The sequence below is a fragment of the Jatrophihabitans fulvus genome, from assembly GCF_054781375.1.
Map to the genome: position 1 here is coordinate 86,162 of NZ_BAAGUN010000008.1, position 15,887 is coordinate 102,048.

A 15,887-nucleotide genomic window follows, 5' to 3' on the forward strand; every position below is an offset into this window, starting at 1 on the left:
GGTAACGTTGCACCTGCGACGCGGGGTGGAGCAGCTCGGTAGCTCGCTGGGCTCATAACCCAGAGGTCGCAGGTTCAAATCCTGCCCCCGCTACAAGGGCGAGGCCCGGACGGTTCTCCGTCCGGGCCTTCGTCGTCGGCAGGGCTTTCAGCGCGATCCGCGAGTACTGCACACACGTCCTCCGCGGCCCGCCTACGCCACGACCGAGCTGGTGTGCACGCGATGGGCGAAGAACCCCAGGCAGTGAGCCGTTTCGCAACTCGTCCGCATGGCGTGGTCCGCCGCAGCGTCATACCGCCGATCTGATGGTGCCGGGCGGCACCCGAGCGATCGAGAAGGCGGCAGCGGGCGCGGCGTCGTCATCAAAACTCCCCTCCCACTCCGGTCGCAACGACACCTCGCCGGAGCAGACGGTCGCGCCCCCGGCCCCGGAGCAGAAGGGTCGCGGCGCTCAGGTTCGCGACTCGCGTTCGGCCATCTTCGGCACGGCGCGGTCGCGCATGGCGTTGAGGCGTTTGAGGTCCTGGATGAATTCTCGTAGCGCCTGCTCGGCGTCGGCCCACTTGTGCCACTGCTTGGGGGCCAGCGGAGGGCCGACCTCGCCCCACTTCTTCGTCCCGGAGATCTGGATCCGCGTCAACGCCGAGTTGGGGATCTCGCTGACGACGACCTCGCGGTTCTTCCGGGCGCTGTAGACGTACTCCGCGAGCTCGTCGAACGCCTGTCTCTTGATCTCGGTGGGGACCTTGTTGTCCTCCTTGACGGCCACCCAGCGGTCGAACGCGATCTTGTACTGCTGTGAGTCGACGGAGTGCTGGTTCAGCACCGCGAGCTCCTTCTTGAGCAGCTCCCTGAGGTCGATCTCGACGACCGCGACCGTCTCGGGCCCGATGTCGAAACGCTCGCCCTTGTTCCCCCTGATGACGGCGCGCTCCTTGCCCGACGTCCCCTCCTGGGCAGCGGTCGCCGACAGCATCTGCTGGCGCTCTCCCGAACCGTCGCGGACCTGCATCGACGCCTGTTCGTCGAGCGACAGTTCGCGGGAGGGATCGTTCGCCGTCGAGACGACGTTCGTCGCGTTCGGCCCGGAGTACATGGCGCCCGATTTTCGCTCCTCGCCGGACTTCATGCCGGGCACGTGTGTCTCCGTGCTCTCGCCGTAGGTCGAGGCCCACTTGGACGGGTCCGTGACCGCGGCGTTGCCCGTCCGAAAGGTGCCCTGCATTTCTTTCAGCGTCCGCGTCGTGGCCCGCGGGAACTGGCCTTCCTTGTGGCCGGAGGTCCACACCTCCTTCTCGAACTTGAATCCGAACATGCTGGCCAGGTGATAGAAGTTGATTGCGCGGGTCACGTACCGGCGGGTCGGTGTGCCGTGGTGGTCCTTGACGTACTGCTTGCGCGGATCGTCGCGCTTGGCCTCCCCCTCGGTCGTCGGTTGAATGCGCGAGCCACGGGTTCGGAGCAGGCGTTCCGGGTCCTCGTCGGACGGCTTGTACTTCATCGCGCCGGTGTACACGCGCACCACGGTTCGGGTCTCGCCGTCGACGTCGCCCACGAACTCGTACCGGGCGTCCGCCCTGGCGTCGAGGGTCCCGTCGCAGTTCAGGCCGAGCTTGCGCAACGAGGCGGCCACTTCATCGAGGTTCCAGCCTGCGGTCTTTCCGACCTGCGCGTCGAACTCGCGGAGGATCTTCTTGCGCTCCTCCTCCCGGACCTTGTCCTCGGTCACCGACAGGCCGTCGAGGATCTTCCGTTCCTCGGCGGTCAATTTCGTGAACAGCTCCAGGAACTTCCTGTGATCCGTCGGAGCGACATGGTCCTTCCATGTCTGGTCCTTCGACGTGAGGTAGGCCTTCAATACCTCGGCCGCCAGTGGGTCCTTCGTCTTGCCGTTGGCGACCAGCAGGCGCTTGGCGTGTCGGATGGCCTTCTCGATGTGGTCGTGCTTGGTGAGCTTCGCTTCCTTGTCGTCCTCGAGACGCTTCTTCACCGCGCGTTTGCTGTCCCGGAGCAACGTGATGGTGCCGGCGGCCTTCAGCCCGAGCGGCGTCTGCTTGACCGCACCGGGGATCACGAAGGCGAGCTTGTCGCCGCCGTGAATGACGTTCGGCGGACGGGTATCGGGTTGGGTCATCGACGTGGACCTTCTCGGTCGGTCGCCCGAACACGGGCGAACGGGTCGGGAGAGATGGAGGGGAAGCCGGACGCCGGTGTTTCCGGTCGCCGTCGTGTCGCCTACCCGGGCGTGTGCGCTGCCGTCGGGCGGAGCGGGTCCGACTGCCACGTCCGCGAGGCGGCTTCGCTCACCTCATAGGGCGAGATCAGGCCCGACTCGGTGACGTATCGACGCACGTGTTCGGCTTCGACGCGTTCGAAGAACTGGTTCCACACCCGAACACGTCCGGACTCGATGGGTGGCCACTGGTCGGACAGTTCTCCCGCCGGGCGCAACTCCATCTCGATGTCGTCGACGTCGCCGAAATACACCTTGGCGAGTTCGGTGGCGACGTAGAGCGGGACGTTGGCACGCAGACATGCCATCGCCAGCGGGAGACTGCCGGTCTTGTTGGCGAACGAACCGTCGGTGAACACCGTGTCCGCGCCCACGAGGGCGAGATCGGCGGACGCCGCGGCGACGAAGACGGCGGCGTCGGAGTAGAGGACGACGTCGGTAGGGGAATCGACGACGGCCTCGATCAGGCGGCGCGACTCGCGGTACGGGCGGGATTCGGTGACGAGCAAGGTGAAGCGGACTCCGCGCGCGACGGTGTCACGCAGGATCGCTTCGAGGGAGGCGCTGTAGGAATGGACGAGCACGGTGGTGCCGTCCGCGATCAGCGGTCGGGCGTGTTCGGCGAGTGCAGCGATGGCCCCCTCGGAACGCTGCATGAAACCGCGCATCGCCGCCACCACCGAGGACTTGACGTCCGCCCCGGTGCGCAGATGCGGGTCGGTCGACACCGTCTGGGCGAGGTCGGCCACGTTGCGGACGACCGCCATCGACGGCTTGGTCACGGTGACCCATCGGCTGACGTCGGTCACGGTGCTGCGGACCTCGTCTGCCGTGTCACCGGCGGGCAGGCGTTCGACACGCAACGCGATCAGTTCGGCGGCCGCACGCGCGAATGCGCTGCCGCCGGGCACGCGGTTCTCGGCGATGTCCGAGGTGAGTTGTTCGATGCGCGAGATGGTGGTCACGGTTGCCTTTCAGCGGGCTGGGGACGGGACGGTCAGCTCCGGGGCCGGAAGCTCGTGCGTGGGGTCATCCGCTGCGGTCGGGACGCTCCATGCGACGGCGACGTCGGACGCGAGCGCGATGTTGTTGCGGACGGCGGCGAGGTTCGCGCGCAGCGACGCGCCGTCGGTGAGTTCGACGAGCTTCGCGAGAAGGAACGGGGTGATCGCGGGGCCGTGGACGCCCTCGGCCTCCGCGGCGGCGAGCGCCTCGCCCAGCGCACGGTCGTGCAGTCGTGGCTCGAGTTGGTCTTTCTCGGGCACCGGGTTGGCGAGCAACAGCGCACCGGGCATGTCCACGAGATCCTGTACGCGCATGGCCGCCACGACGGCGGCGGGACTGTCCAGGCGCCAGTCGGTGGGATAACCGGACCGTCGCAGGTAGAAGCCCGGGAACTCGTGCGTGCCGTAGCCGGCAACGGTGACGTTGAGGGTCTCGAGCCGCTGCAGCGTGGCGGGCACGTCGAGGATCGACTTCACGCCGGCGCAGACGACGGTGATGCGGTGCTTGCCGAGGACGTCGAGGTCGGCCGACTCGTCCCAGGTGGCGGTCCAGTTGCGGTGCACGCCGCCGATGCCGCCGGTGGCGAACACGCGTACGCCCGCCCGGGCGGCGATGAAGGCGGTCGCCGACACCGTGGTGGCGCCCGTGCGGCCGAGTGCGGCTGCCAGGGGCAGGTCGCGCATGGCGAGCTTGGCCACCGAGTCGTCCATGGCGACGCGGGTGAGGGTGTCGTCGTCCAGCCCGGCCCGCAGCCGTCCGTCGACGACGGCGATGGTGGCGGGGCACCCACCCCTGTCGCGGACGATGGTCTCGAATTCGCGCGCGACCTCGAGGTTGCGGGGTCGGGGCAGCCCGTGCGAGATGATGGTCGACTCGAGCGCGACGACGGGACGTCCGGTGTGCAGCGCGTCGCGCACTTCGGCGCCGAGTTCGACGATCGGGTGGCGGGACGGGCTGGGCGACGGGTTCATGACGGTACGACCTCGCAGGTTCGTCGACGGGTGCGGCGCCGTCACGCTAGGTCGGGCGGCGTGACCCGGTCCAAGACGAAGCTGCATCGCCGACGCACTCATCGGTTATCGCCGACGCCGCCGACGATCTGGTGGGCGTGCGCGGAGGCGATGAAGCGCAGTACCTCGATGTCGGGCCGCCGGTCGTCCCGACGACGGACCGCGTGCAGCGGAATGGTCGCGTGATCGTCGGCGCAGTCGACGAAGGTCACCCCGGGCACGCTGAGCGTCGACGTCGACCGCGGCAGCAGGCAGAACGTGTTGCGGGTCGACAGCAGGTACCCGCGGATCATCGCGCGACGGGGCCCGGGGACCACCGGCGGGTCGTAGCCGCCGCGCCGACAGATCTGCAGCAGATGGTCGAAGTAGGCCGGAGCCGTATCGCGCGGCCACAGCAGCAAACCCAGCCCGGTCAGATCGGCGACGGTCACGCGCGCACGGGCGGCGACCGGACTGTCGGCGGCCACCGCCACGCAGGCCGGCTCCGACAGCAGCAGGTCCAGGTGCAGCTCGTCGTGCTGATCGGGGCAGTGCGCGAACCCGAGATCGAACCTGCCGGCGGCGACGCCCGGTCCGACCTCGCCGGTGTCGACCTCGCGTTCGTCGATGCGGACGGCCGCCGCATGCTCGGCGAACGCGGCCAGTAGCGCCGGCATCAGCCGGTTGCCGACGCTGGGGGTGTATCCGATGCGCGCGGCCCGTTCGCCGATGCCGGCAACGGCAGCCGCGTGGGTGACGCCGCGGTCGATGGCGAGCAGTCCCGAGCGCACGCCGTGCAGCAGCGCGTCGCCCGCGGGGGTGATCTCCATGCCCTTGGAGGTGCGGACGAACAGCTCGACCCTGACCTGCTTCTCCAGCCGTCTGATGTCCTGCGACAGCGACGGTTGGGACACGTACAGCTGCTGCGCGGCTCGCCCGACATGACCGGTGTCGGCGACGGCGACGAAGGCACGCAGCAACCGCAACGAGACGTCGAGGCTCACGGGGGGTCACCGACGTCGGCGGCGATCAACGTCCGTAGCGCGTCGATCGCGGTGCCGACCGCAGCGTCGACCGCGCCGTCCCGGCGGGCCCGCATGGCGACGCTGTCGAGATTCTCGCCGGTGAACCGGTTGCCGGCGACGGCCAGCACGGAACCGGCGCGCATGCGGTGCACCGCTCCGGCGACGATCAGCACGGTGGCGGTCTCCATCTCGGAACACAGTGCGCCCAGGCGCGTCCACGCCTCGCGCCGGCGTTCGAGGTCGGACGCCACCGGCATGCGGTCCGGTTCGTGCTGGCCGTAGTAGGTGTCGGTGGTGTGGACGACACCGAGGTGCACGCCGGCGCGGCGCGTGCCCGCCGTCGACAGGGCTCCGACGACGTCGACGTCCGCGACCGCCGGGAACGCACCCGGCGCGTACTGGTGGGTGGTGCCCTCGTCGCGTATCGCGGCGGTGGCGACGACCAGGTCCCCGACATGGACGTCGGGTTGCAGGGCCCCGCAGGTGCCGACGCGGACGACGGTGTGGACACCCAGTTGCGCCAACTCCTCGACCGCGATCGCGGTGGACGGACCGCCGATGCCGGTGGAGGTGACCGACACCCGGACGCCGTCGAGCGTGCCGGTCCACGTGCGGTACTCGCGGTGGTCCGCCACCCGGACGGCGTCCTGCAGGCGCTCGGCGATGGCGTCCGCTCGCGCCGGATCGCCCGGCAGCAGGACGTAGCGTCCGACGTCCTCCTCGCCGCAGGCGATGTGCTCGCGTGGGCCGGGTCGGCGTGACACCGCACTGTAGAACTCAGGACCGATCGGCATGGTCGTTCACTTCACCGCCCCTTCGAGCAACCCTCGGAAGAAGGTGCGTTGCGTGAGGATGTAGAGGACGACCGGAGGACCGGCGACGATGAGCGCCGCGGCGGCCAGCGACGGTGTGTCCGAGAGGTACTGGCCCTGGAAGACGGCCAGCCGCAGCGGCGCGGTCTGCAGCTCGTCGCTGTTGGCCATGACGAGCGGCACGAGGTACTCGTTCCACGACGACAGGAACGTCAACATCGTCAGGGTGAGCAGCGCCGGGCGTCCGATCGGAAGCAGGATGCCGGTCAGCACCTGCAGGGAGTTGGCACCGTCCAGGCGGGCGGACTCGATGATCGAGGTCGGGACGGACAGGAAGAACGCCCGCATCCAGAAGACACCGAAGGCCAGATAGATGCCCGACTCGGGCAGGACGATGCCGAGGAGACTGTCAGACAGCCCGAGTGACTCGAACTCGAAGTACAGCGGCACGATCATCACGTTGAACGGCACAGCCATGCCGGCGAGGATCACGTAGAACAGCACGGTGCTGCCGGGGAAGCGCAGGATCGCGAAGGCGTAGCCCGCCAGTGTTGCGAACACGACCACGATGGCCACCACGCAGACGCTGATGATCATGCTGGCGCGCATGGCGCTCGCGAACGCGCCGAAGGTCCAGGCGTTGCCGAAGGCGGCGAGACTCCAGTCACTGGGCCAGGACGCGCCCGACACCGGGGTGTTGGGGCGGTTGAACGCCACCAGCGCGACGACGACGAGCGGCGCGACCGTGATCAGCGCCGCGAGCGCGACGAGCACGACGCGCAGCCGGCCCTCGTCGCGTCGAGGTCGCCGGGTCGTCGGGTCGGCGGGTGCGGACGATGCTGCGAGCGCGGTCATTCGGCGTCCCCGAGCTTGGAGATCGCGAACGACACGATCATGACGACCAGGGCGACGAGAACGGCAACGGCGGAGGCGAAGCCGATGAGTCCCAGCTGGAAGGCCTGCTTGTACACGAGAGTCGAGAGCACCTCGGTCTCCGTGCCGGGCCCGCCTTGCGTGGTGACCCAGATGAGCCCGAAGTTGTTGAGCGCGACGACGAGGGTGAGGACGGCCGCGACCGCGGTGACCTTGCGCAACCCCGGCCACGTGACAGCGAAGAACTCCCGGACCGGGCCGGCGCCGTCGATGCGGGCGGCGTCGTAGAGGGACGTGTCGATGCTCTGCACGCCCGAGAGGAACAGCACCATGCACAGGCCGGTGAGCAGCCAGGTGCCGATGAGCCCTTCGGCCGGCAGCGCCCAGGTGAAATCGCCGAGCCACACCCGGGTGGCGCTGCCGAGACCGACGGTGCGCAGCAGCTGATTGAAGGGGCCGTCCTCCTGGAGCAGCCACTGCCACGACACGCCGACCACGACGACCGAGATGGCCTGGGGCAGGAACAGGACCGAGCGCCAGACGCTCATGCCGGAGATGCGGCTGCGCGCCAGGATGGCCGCCAGCGCGATGCCGAACCCGACGGGCAGGATCGCGTAGAACCCGACGATCACCAGGGAGTGGAACGCGGCCTCCCGTACCGCACTGTCGCCGAAAGCCTGGGCGTAGTTGTCCAGACCGACCCACTGCATCGGGGACACGCCGTCCCAGGAGTGCAGCGAGATCCACACGCCGTGGCCGAACGGGATGACGACGATGCCGACGTAGAGGACCACGGCGGGCAGCGCGTACAGCACGCCCATCCGCGACGCGCCGGGACCGTGGCGCCGCCGGGTGCGGCGGGTACCCGGCGGGTCGACCCGACGCGGGATCCCGGCGGACGCGGCCCCCCGACCACGTCCGCCGGACTCGCGTGACCCCGCGCGCTTGTCGAGGTCCACCTGTGTCATGAGCTGATCGTCCGGTCCGGTCAGTCGCCGCTGCGCTTGCTCTTGGCGCTCTGCCACTGCGTCTGGATGCCGTTCAGGTAGTCCGCCACCGACTTCTGGCCGCCGAGCACCGATTCCAGCCCGGAGTAGATGTCCGTGTTGACCTGCGGGGAGGCCCAGTTGATGTACGGGGTGACGCCCACGCCGCTCGGGCTCTCGGCCTTCTTCAGCAGCGACGCGATCTGGGTGTCGAGCGCGTTGCCGCCGCTGGTCGGGAGCAGCGAGGTGCCCGGCAGCCCGAAGCCTTTCGACAGCAGGTAGTTCGACTGTCCGGCGCTGTTGAAGAAGTCGAGGAACTTCACCGCCGCGTCCTTGTGCGAGGTCTTCGCGCTCACCACCAGTGGGGAGGACGGGCCGCCGCCCACGGGTGAGCCGGCCGACACGGAAGGCATCTGCATGAAGCCCGCCTTCGCGCCGAGCGCATCGGTGACCGTGCCGGTCAGCCAGGGCCCTGCGACGAAGTACAGCGCCTTCCCCCCGGTGAAGGTCGAGACGGCGCTTCCGTAGTCGACGCCCTGCGAACCGGACTGCAGGTACTTCTCGTCCTGCCACGACTTCAAGGTCTGCATCGCCTGCGTGTTGGTCGAGCTGGCGAAGGTTCCGTCGACGCCGTACACCCAGTCGGTGATCGGCTTGGCGGACGTCTCGTACGCGTTCCAGAGCGCCATCTGATCGTGGACGTAGGCGTCCTTCGTGGCGGCGATCGGGGTGATTCCCCTCGCCTTCGCCTTGGCCAGCGACTGCTCGAACTGTGCCATCGTCGTCGGCACCGACGAGACACCGACCGACGACAGCAGCGACTTGTTGTAGTAGACGCCGATCATCGTGTTCTGCTGCGGCAACCCGTACAACGCTCCGCTGCCGAGCCGGCCCGTCGTCCTGTCCAGCTCGAACGGCGCCAACGCGCTGCTGCCGAACCGGCTCTGCCACTTGTACTCGGCCGCGTAGCTGTTGAGAGCCAGCAGTCGACCGGCCTTGGCCAGATCGTAGAAGCCCGGCCCGTACCCGGCGGTCGACAGCATGAACACGTCGGGCGGGCTCGACGACGCGGCGCGCAGATTGATCGACTGGTTGTAGGCGTTGCTGCCCTGGGTCTGCAGCTTCACCGAGACGTCCGGGTTCGCCTTCTCGAAGTTGGCGACCACGCCCTTGAACGCGTTGGCGACGGCAGGCGTGTCACCCCACCCCGTCGACACCGTCAACGTCGTCTTTCCCCCGGACCCGCCGTCGGAGCCGCATGCGGCCAGCGGCACCACCATCGTCACGCCGATCGCCAGAAAGGCGACCCGCCGGCACATGCGGTTCATGTCTCCCCCGTCAAATTGGGACTGCAGATCGCCGAAGGCTAGGTAGCCGCTTGCCGCACCGTCCAAGGCGAAAGGGCGGCCACTGATAACCCGGGAGTTATGGCCCTTCGCACCTTCTCGAACGCCGACGCTACAACGTTATAATCTTTCGCGAAAGGTGTTCCGGGAGGAGGGGGATCATGGGCATCGGCGTGCTCGACGGCGTGGGGTCGTTGCAGGAACAGGTGCGGCGCTCGATCGTCCAGGACATCACCCAGGGCAGGTTGGCGCCCGGCGCGCAGCTGCCGACCGAACGCCAGTACGCCGACGATCTCGGCGTCTCGCTCATCACCGTCCGCACCGCGCTCGCCGCTCTCGTCCAGGCCGGGTACATCCAGCGAGCCTCCGGACGGGGCACATTCGTGTCGCAACGGCCGCTGCCCTATGCCATCCGCATGATGGCCGGAGCCACGTCGAGCCTCCGCGACGCGGGCGTCGCCTTCGACGTCACCGTTCTGCAGGCCGCGTGGGACGCCCCCCTGCCCGAACCGCGCGGTGCGTTGGGGTTGCGCAGCCGCGTCAGGGCGTTTCACCTGCGGCGCTCCATCACCATCGGCCCGGCGCCGGCGATCCTCCTCGAGTCGTGGTTGTTGCGCCCGGCCGGCGAGCTGGTCGAGCGACGTCTCGACGACCTGGCGGCCGGCGCCTCGCTCTACCGCCTGCTCGCCGACGCCGATGTGCACCTGTCCCACGCCGAGGCGCGGGTCGATCTCGTGCGCGCCGACGACGACCACGCCACGCAACTCCGGTTGCCGTTCGGAGCCCCACTGCTCGCGTACACGTCCACCGCGGTCGACACGGCCGGGACCGCGGTCGAGCACGCCCGCGCGCTCTACGACGCCGCCCGCTTCAGTCTCACCATCGACCCTGGGGTCGCAGCCCGATGACGGCCGGGATCACCCCGTCACCACGGCTGCCGGTCGATCTGCTGGACGCCCACCGACTCGACAGGCCCGCGAGCGACGCCGTCGCCCGTGTGCGCGACCTCCTGCTGACGCGCCAAGGCCGACTCGTCACGGTGATCGCGTGTGACGTCAACGCCGGCATCGGCGACCTCCCCGACGACCGACTCCACCAGCCACCCCGCGACACCGGCTTCGCGGCCGCGAAGGTTCCGCTCATGGAGGTCATGGCGGCAGGTGCCCGGCCCGTCGTGCTCATCGACACGCTGGGGATGGACCGGACGAGCGCGTCCGGCCGGGCCGTGCTTCTCGGCATCGCCGATTGTGTTGCCCTGTCGGGCCACCGGCCCGTCGTCACCGGCAGCGACGAGACCAACATCGCCACGACTCAGACCAGTGTCGGGGTCTCCGTCGTCGGCGTCGCCGCCGACGACGAATTGCGGCTCGGCGATGCGCAGCCGGGCGACACCGTCTACGTCGTCGGCACGCCGAAGGACGGGCTCACCGTCCCGTACGCCGAGTCCGACCCGGACGTCGTGACACCACGCGAGGTGGCAGCGCTGCTGTCGCTCGCCGACGTCCACGAGATCCTGCCCGTGGGCAGCCGCGGCGTCGCCCGCGAGGCCGCCGACCTCGCGGCCCTCGCGGGACTGCGGCTCGAGCTGATCGATGGCCACGGCATCGACGTGACGATCTCGGCCGGGTCGAGCACCTGCGTCCTCGTGTCCGCCCCATCCGGCGCGGGCGATGCCATCGCCGCGGCCACCGGGATGCCGGTCGACGCCGTCGGACGGCTCACCGCCTCGGCGCCGAAGGTGCGATGACCCGACCCGTCGGACGGTGGCGGGACGGCCGTCAGGCGGACGCGAGCCGGACGTGCCGGGCGGAGTAGTACCGGGTCTCGTCGTCGTCGAACCGGACGACGACGACGGTGTGGCCGTCGGGATTCGCCGGCCAGCTGAGCACGGTGCCCAGGTCGTCGCGACCCGTGACCCGGACGCGGAGGCCGACGTTGCGACGGGCATGCCGCGGGTCCCGCGGGCTGTGACGATGACGCATGGGACGACGCTAGGTCGGCATCGTCGCGCCGTGGGTCGTCCGCAGTGTGATCTTCGCGGGCGTGTCACGGGGCCGCCGCAGGTGGGACCTGGTGCACGAATCGGGTCCCCGACGCCGGCGAGCAGCGCGGCCGGACGGATGCTCGATCGTCCGCTGGTGATCGCGACGTGCGGGAACACCTGCGGGGACGAGCGTTGTTGGCTCGACCGTTGCCCTCCTGCGAAAGGCCTCGCTGTGCCCTCCCCCGCCCGTCTCGCTCCGGTGCGCCGCGCGCTTCTCGCGCTGGCGTCCGGCAGCTTCGGGCTGGCCACCGGCGAGTTCGTCATCCTGGGGCTGCTGCCGAACGTCGCGTCCGATGTGAAGGTCGGCATCCCGACGGCCGGGTACCTGATCTCCGCGTACGCGCTCGGTGTCGTGGTGGGCGCGCCGCTGCTGACCGCGATGACGGTCGGCCTGCCGCGCAAGGGATTGCTGATCGGGCTGGTGCTCGCGCTCGCGGCCGGCAACGTCGGGTCGGCGCTCGCTCCCGGCTTCGCGTCCCTGGTGGTCTTCCGGTTCCTGTCCGGGCTGCCGCACGGCGCCTACTTCGGGGTCGCGACGGTCGTCGCCTCGGGCCTGGTGGACGTCGGCCGGCGCGGTCAGGCCATGGGCATCGTGTTCGCGGGCCTCACCGTGGCCAACATCGTCGGCGTCCCCGTCACGACCATCCTGGGCCAGCACATCGGCTGGCGTGAGGTCTTCGCCGGCATCGCGGTGCTCGAGGTGCTCGCCGCCCTGGCCATCGCGTTCACGGTGTCGAAGCCGCCGCGGCTCGTGGGCGCGGACGCACCACGCCTCGCGCACGAACTGCGTGCGTTCACGCAGTCGCAGGTGTGGCTCACCCTCGCGGTCGCGGTGGTGGGCGGTGGCGCGATGTTCGCGACGTTCAGCTACATCACGCCGATGATGACGCGGGTCGCCGGGTACGCCGAGTCGAGCGTGCCGCTGCTGCTGGTGCTCTTCGGTGTCGGCATGACGGCCGGCAACCTGGTCGGCGCCCGCCTCGCCGACCGCAACCTCATGGGGACCGTCTACCTCGCGCTCGGGTCGGAGGCCGTGATCGCGGCGCTGTTCTTCGTCACCGACCGCAACAAGATCACGGCCGCCGTGTGGGTCGCGCTGCTGCCGTTCGCCGCGATGGCGATGCTGCCCGCGGTGCAGTCGCGGTTGATCACCCTGGCCGGCGGCGCCCCGAACCTGTCCGCGGCGTCGATGCACTCGGCGTTCAACGTCGCGAACTCGATCGGCGCCTGGCTCGGCGGCCTGACGATCGCCGCCGGCTACGGCTACAGCTCGCCCAACCTCGTGGCCGCCGGTCTCGCGCTGCTGGGTCTCGGCATCGCGGTGTACGCCGGACGGACGGCCGCCGGCACCCGGGCGGCGGCAGCGCCGTCCGACGACGGACTGCCGCGCGGCGTCGAGGCGAACAGCCGCTGACCCGTGGCCGGCGACCCGCCAGGCCGTCCCGCCGGGCGCGACGCATGTCGGCATTGCTCGGTCAGGTCCAGTCGCCGTCGCCGGTGCCGAGGTGCTCGCGGCCCAGGTCGGTCAACGGGATCGCCGCCATGCTGGTCAGGCCGATGCCGAGCAGGGTGGCGCGGTCGACCCCGGTTCCACCCAGCGTCGACATGCCTTCGATCACCGCACAGAAGTACGCGCCGAGGGCGTCGGAGTCGGCCGTGTCACTGATCTCGCCGGCGTCGACGGCCTCGGCGATGCACGCGGAGTAGTGCGTGCGCATCGAGTCGAACGCGGCCGCCACGGCCGAGGCGACGTCGGCGTCCTGCGTCGAGAGCTCGACCGCCGCCTTGGTGAACAGCGACGGTGCCGTCTGCGCCGACCCGTGCTCCACGGCGACCTTCACCAGCTGCGAGCGGATGCGCACGATGGGGCTCTGTTCGCCCTGCCGAATGGCCTCCACGGCGCCGACGGCCTCGGCGACGTCGCTGAGGAACGCCCGCATGAACAGTTCCTTCTTGCCGCCGAACGCGTTGTACAGACTCTGGCGCGCCAGGCCCGTCGCCTCGAGCAGGGCGTCGAGGGACGTACCGGCGAAGCCCGTCTCGGCGAACGCCTTGCGCGCACGCGCGACGACGTCGGCCTCGTCGAAGGTGCGGGGTCTGGGCATCGTCGTCCTCCTGGGGTGGGGATGCATGAGGCGCGTCGTCGATCGTGCCGCACGCGCGGGCGCAGGGTGGCTAGGCGGTCCGGGCGTCGTCCCGGGTGGGCGTGGTCCCGATGCGATCGGACGCGTGCCGCGAACCGAGCACCAGGAACACCGCGGCGCCGAGCAGCGCGACCGCCCCGGCCAGCCAGAAGTCGGCTGCGATGCCGACCGCGGTGACGGCGACGCCACCGAGGATCGACCCCACGGACACGGCGAGCTGGATGGTGGTGACGAAGAGTGCGAGGCCCGTCTCCGAACCGGCCGGCGAGGACTTCGCCATCCACGTCTGCATGGCCAGCGGGAGCGCGCCCCACACGAAGCCCCACGCCGCCAGGAGCGCGAACACCGACGGCAGCGAGTGCGCCAGCAGCGGCAGCGCCACGACGGCGGCCCCGAGCACGACCTGAGCGACGCCGGCCGTGCCGATCACGCTGCGGCCGAGCGTCACGCCGGCCACGAAGTTGCCCACGATGCCGGCGATGCCGAACAGCAGCAGCGCGAAGGTGACCGCCGCGGGACCGAGCACGACGAGATCACGCAGGTAGGGCGAGACGAAGGTGTAGGCGGCGAACTGCGCGGAGAACAGGAAGGCGGAGGCGATGAGCCCGGCGCGCGCCCGGGGCACGGTCAGCAGCGCGCCGAGCGACGACATGCGGACGCGGTGCGTGGACGGAACGCTCGGCACGGTCGCGAGCTGCAGCACGAGCGCGACGACGCCGATCGCAGCGCCGATCACGAACGCGAGCCGCCAGCTCGCGAACGCGGACACCGCCGCCCCGAGCGGCAGGCTGACCACGGTCGCGACCGAGATCCCCGCGGTGATGAGCGCCGTCGCGCGGATGGCATCCGCCTCGCCGACCAGGCGTCCGGCCATGCCGGCCCCGATGGCCCAGAACCCACCGAGGCTCGACCCCAGCAGCACCCGGGCCACGAGCAGCACACCGAAGGACGGCGCGAGTGCGGCCAGGCCGTCCGACACGATCAGCAGCACGACCAGACCGAGCAGCACGCGGCGGCGGTCGACCCGCGAGGTCGCCACGGTGACGACCGGTGCGGCGACCGCCGCGCTGAGACCGGTGAGGACGACCATCAGACCGGCCGTCCCGATGCCGACGCCGAGACCGGCGGCGATGGACGGCAGCACGCCGATGGGCAGGAACTCCGACAGGATGATCGCGAAGGAGCCGAGGGCGACGGAGACGACGCCGAGCCAGCCCCGGCGTGACGCGGAGCCGGTCGCCGCGTCCCGTCCGCCGGCGTGACGGACGCGAGTGGACGCGTGGGCTCGAGTGGCAGTGATGGTCATGGCCAGGTCCTTGTCCGGGAGAGGTGCGAGGGACGGGGGTGGTTCAGGCGACGGAGACGCCGCCGTCGACGACGAGCTCGCTGCCCGTCATGGCGGAGCTCTGGTCGGACGCGAGGAACAGCACCGCCGCCGCGACCTCTTCGGCGCGGAGCACTCGTCCGAGCGGCACGCCGGCGGCGATCTGCTGCAGCAGAGCGTCCTCGTGGCCGGGCGCCAGACCGGTCAGCCCGGGCGTCTCGGTGGGCCCGGGGATCACGGTGTTGATGCGGACGCCGCGCGGCGCGAGCTCGACCGCCCAGGTGCGGGTCATGGTCGCGATCGCCGCCTTCGAGGCGCCGTACACGCCGAAGTCGCGCTCCTTGCCGGATCCGGCGGTCGAGCCGGTCACGACGACGGCGGCGCCGTCGTTGAGCAGTGGCAGCGAACCCTGCACCGTCAGCGCGGTGCCGCGCACGTTGGTCGCGAACACGGTGTCGATGTCGTCCGCCGTCACGTCGGCCAGCGGCTTCATGCTGCCGCCGCCGGCGTTCGCGTGCACGACGTCCAAGCCGGTTCCGCGCGCGGCCACGGTCGCGAACAGCGCCGCGACGTCGGCGGGGTCCGAGGCGTCGGCCCGCACCGTGGTCACCGCGTCGCCGAACTCCGCGGCCACCGCGTCGAGCTGCGCCTGGCGCCGTCCGGTGACGATCACGTGCGCCCCCTCTGCCACGAACCGGCGGACGACCGCCAGCCCGATGCCCGAGGTACCCCCGGTCACGAGGGCGGTCCTTCCCTGCAGTGCTGATGTCATGAGATGCTCCGTAGCGAGTTGTTGACTGAACAGTCTCGAACCTAGACAGTTTTAGACTGAACAGTCAAGAACCGGGTCGGGCATGTGACCCGCTGCACCTCCGACCCGTGGACGGCCGGCCCGGGCCGCCGATCGGTGCGTCACTGTTCGGTCTCGTCCTCTTCCTCGGCCCCGGGGGGCCGGGCGGACGCTGGACGCATGGGTGACGAGCAGCAGGTCGACGATCCCGCCGAGCTGGTGGTACGGGCCGCGGAGATGATCGTCGAGGCGGAGTGGTTCCTGCTCACCGTGATGCTGCCGCACCCGGACGGCGGCGACCCGCGTCCCTGACCCC

The 15,887-nt window shown here is 70.3% G+C and carries 16 protein-coding genes and 1 tRNA gene; 5 read left to right on the forward strand and 12 right to left on the reverse strand.

Annotation, left to right across the window (positions count from 1 at the left end):
* Window positions 1-19 precede the first annotated feature (19 nt).
* A tRNA-Met gene (locus ACYVP9_RS21630) sits at window positions 20-93 on the forward strand.
* A 358-nt stretch (window positions 94-451) separates the two neighbouring features.
* Here the strand turns inward: ACYVP9_RS21630 and ACYVP9_RS21635 are convergent.
* From ACYVP9_RS21635 to ACYVP9_RS21670, 8 genes are all read right to left on the reverse strand, one after another.
* Window positions 452-2,134, reverse strand: a complete 1,683-nt coding sequence (locus ACYVP9_RS21635; RefSeq protein WP_460607040.1) for a hypothetical protein — start codon at window positions 2,132-2,134, stop codon at window positions 452-454.
* Window positions 2,135-2,235: 101 nt separating this feature from the next.
* Complete coding sequence (locus ACYVP9_RS21640) at window positions 2,236-3,198, reverse strand: eIF2B alpha/beta/delta subunit family protein (protein ID WP_460607041.1); 963 nt, start codon at window positions 3,196-3,198, stop codon at window positions 2,236-2,238.
* Between the two features lie 9 nt (window positions 3,199-3,207).
* Window positions 3,208-4,209 carry a pseudouridine-5'-phosphate glycosidase gene (locus ACYVP9_RS21645; RefSeq protein WP_460607042.1) on the reverse strand — a complete coding sequence of 334 codons (1,002 nt, stop codon included), beginning with the start codon at window positions 4,207-4,209 and terminating at the stop codon, window positions 3,208-3,210.
* Window positions 4,210-4,307: 98 nt separating this feature from the next.
* Window positions 4,308-5,231 (reverse strand): LysR family transcriptional regulator, encoded by a 924-nt coding sequence (locus tag ACYVP9_RS21650; RefSeq protein ID WP_460607043.1) that lies wholly within the window; start codon window positions 5,229-5,231, stop codon window positions 4,308-4,310.
* Window positions 5,228-6,046: a nucleoside phosphorylase gene (locus tag ACYVP9_RS21655; protein WP_460607044.1), complete on the reverse strand. Its 819-nt coding sequence runs from the start codon at window positions 6,044-6,046 to the stop codon at window positions 5,228-5,230. The genes ACYVP9_RS21650 and ACYVP9_RS21655 overlap by 4 nt, the downstream gene beginning before the upstream one ends.
* A 6-nt stretch (window positions 6,047-6,052) precedes the next feature.
* Window positions 6,053-6,919, reverse strand: a complete 867-nt coding sequence (locus ACYVP9_RS21660; protein ID WP_460607045.1) for a carbohydrate ABC transporter permease — start codon at window positions 6,917-6,919, stop codon at window positions 6,053-6,055.
* The gene (locus tag ACYVP9_RS21665; protein ID WP_460607046.1) at window positions 6,916-7,905 is read right to left on the reverse strand and encodes a carbohydrate ABC transporter permease; all 990 of its coding nucleotides are present in this window, start codon (window positions 7,903-7,905) and stop codon (window positions 6,916-6,918) included. The genes ACYVP9_RS21660 and ACYVP9_RS21665 overlap by 4 nt, the downstream gene beginning before the upstream one ends.
* A gap of 20 nt (window positions 7,906-7,925) precedes the next feature.
* Window positions 7,926-9,251, reverse strand: a complete 1,326-nt coding sequence (locus ACYVP9_RS21670; protein ID WP_460607047.1) for an ABC transporter substrate-binding protein — start codon at window positions 9,249-9,251, stop codon at window positions 7,926-7,928.
* A 179-nt stretch (window positions 9,252-9,430) separates the two neighbouring features.
* Here ACYVP9_RS21670 and ACYVP9_RS21675 point away from each other — a divergent pair, with 179 nt between their 5' ends.
* Window positions 9,431-10,177, forward strand: a complete 747-nt coding sequence (locus ACYVP9_RS21675; RefSeq protein ID WP_460607048.1) for a GntR family transcriptional regulator — start codon at window positions 9,431-9,433, stop codon at window positions 10,175-10,177.
* Window positions 10,174-11,016, forward strand: coding sequence for a transcriptional regulator (locus ACYVP9_RS21680; RefSeq protein WP_460607049.1), 843 nt, complete (start codon window positions 10,174-10,176; stop codon window positions 11,014-11,016). The genes ACYVP9_RS21675 and ACYVP9_RS21680 overlap by 4 nt, the downstream gene beginning before the upstream one ends.
* A 31-nt stretch (window positions 11,017-11,047) precedes the next feature.
* Here the strand turns inward: ACYVP9_RS21680 and ACYVP9_RS21685 are convergent, their stop codons facing one another.
* On the reverse strand, window positions 11,048-11,251 hold the full coding sequence (locus tag ACYVP9_RS21685) for a hypothetical protein (protein ID WP_460607050.1): 204 nt from the start codon (window positions 11,249-11,251) through the stop codon (window positions 11,048-11,050).
* A 234-nt stretch (window positions 11,252-11,485) separates the two neighbouring features.
* Between ACYVP9_RS21685 and ACYVP9_RS21690 the strand changes: the two genes are divergently transcribed.
* Complete coding sequence (locus ACYVP9_RS21690; RefSeq protein ID WP_460607051.1) at window positions 11,486-12,727, forward strand: MFS transporter; 1,242 nt, start codon at window positions 11,486-11,488, stop codon at window positions 12,725-12,727.
* Between the two features lie 61 nt (window positions 12,728-12,788).
* On the opposite strand, the gene ACYVP9_RS21695 is transcribed toward ACYVP9_RS21690, so the two are convergent.
* The 3 genes from ACYVP9_RS21695 to ACYVP9_RS21705 form a co-directional block, all read right to left on the reverse strand.
* Entirely contained in the window at window positions 12,789-13,418 is a 630-nt protein-coding gene (locus ACYVP9_RS21695; RefSeq protein WP_460607052.1) for a TetR/AcrR family transcriptional regulator, read from the reverse strand.
* A 70-nt stretch (window positions 13,419-13,488) separates the two neighbouring features.
* Complete coding sequence (locus ACYVP9_RS21700) at window positions 13,489-14,763, reverse strand: MFS transporter (protein WP_460607053.1); 1,275 nt, start codon at window positions 14,761-14,763, stop codon at window positions 13,489-13,491.
* 43 nt (window positions 14,764-14,806) lie between these two features.
* Window positions 14,807-15,553, reverse strand: coding sequence for an SDR family oxidoreductase (locus ACYVP9_RS21705; protein ID WP_460607054.1), 747 nt, complete (start codon window positions 15,551-15,553; stop codon window positions 14,807-14,809).
* Window positions 15,554-15,751: 198 nt separating this feature from the next.
* Between ACYVP9_RS21705 and ACYVP9_RS21710 the strand changes: the two genes are divergently transcribed.
* On the forward strand, window positions 15,752-15,883 hold the full coding sequence (locus ACYVP9_RS21710; protein WP_460607055.1) for a hypothetical protein: 132 nt from the start codon (window positions 15,752-15,754) through the stop codon (window positions 15,881-15,883).
* Window positions 15,884-15,887: the final 4 nt, after the last annotated feature.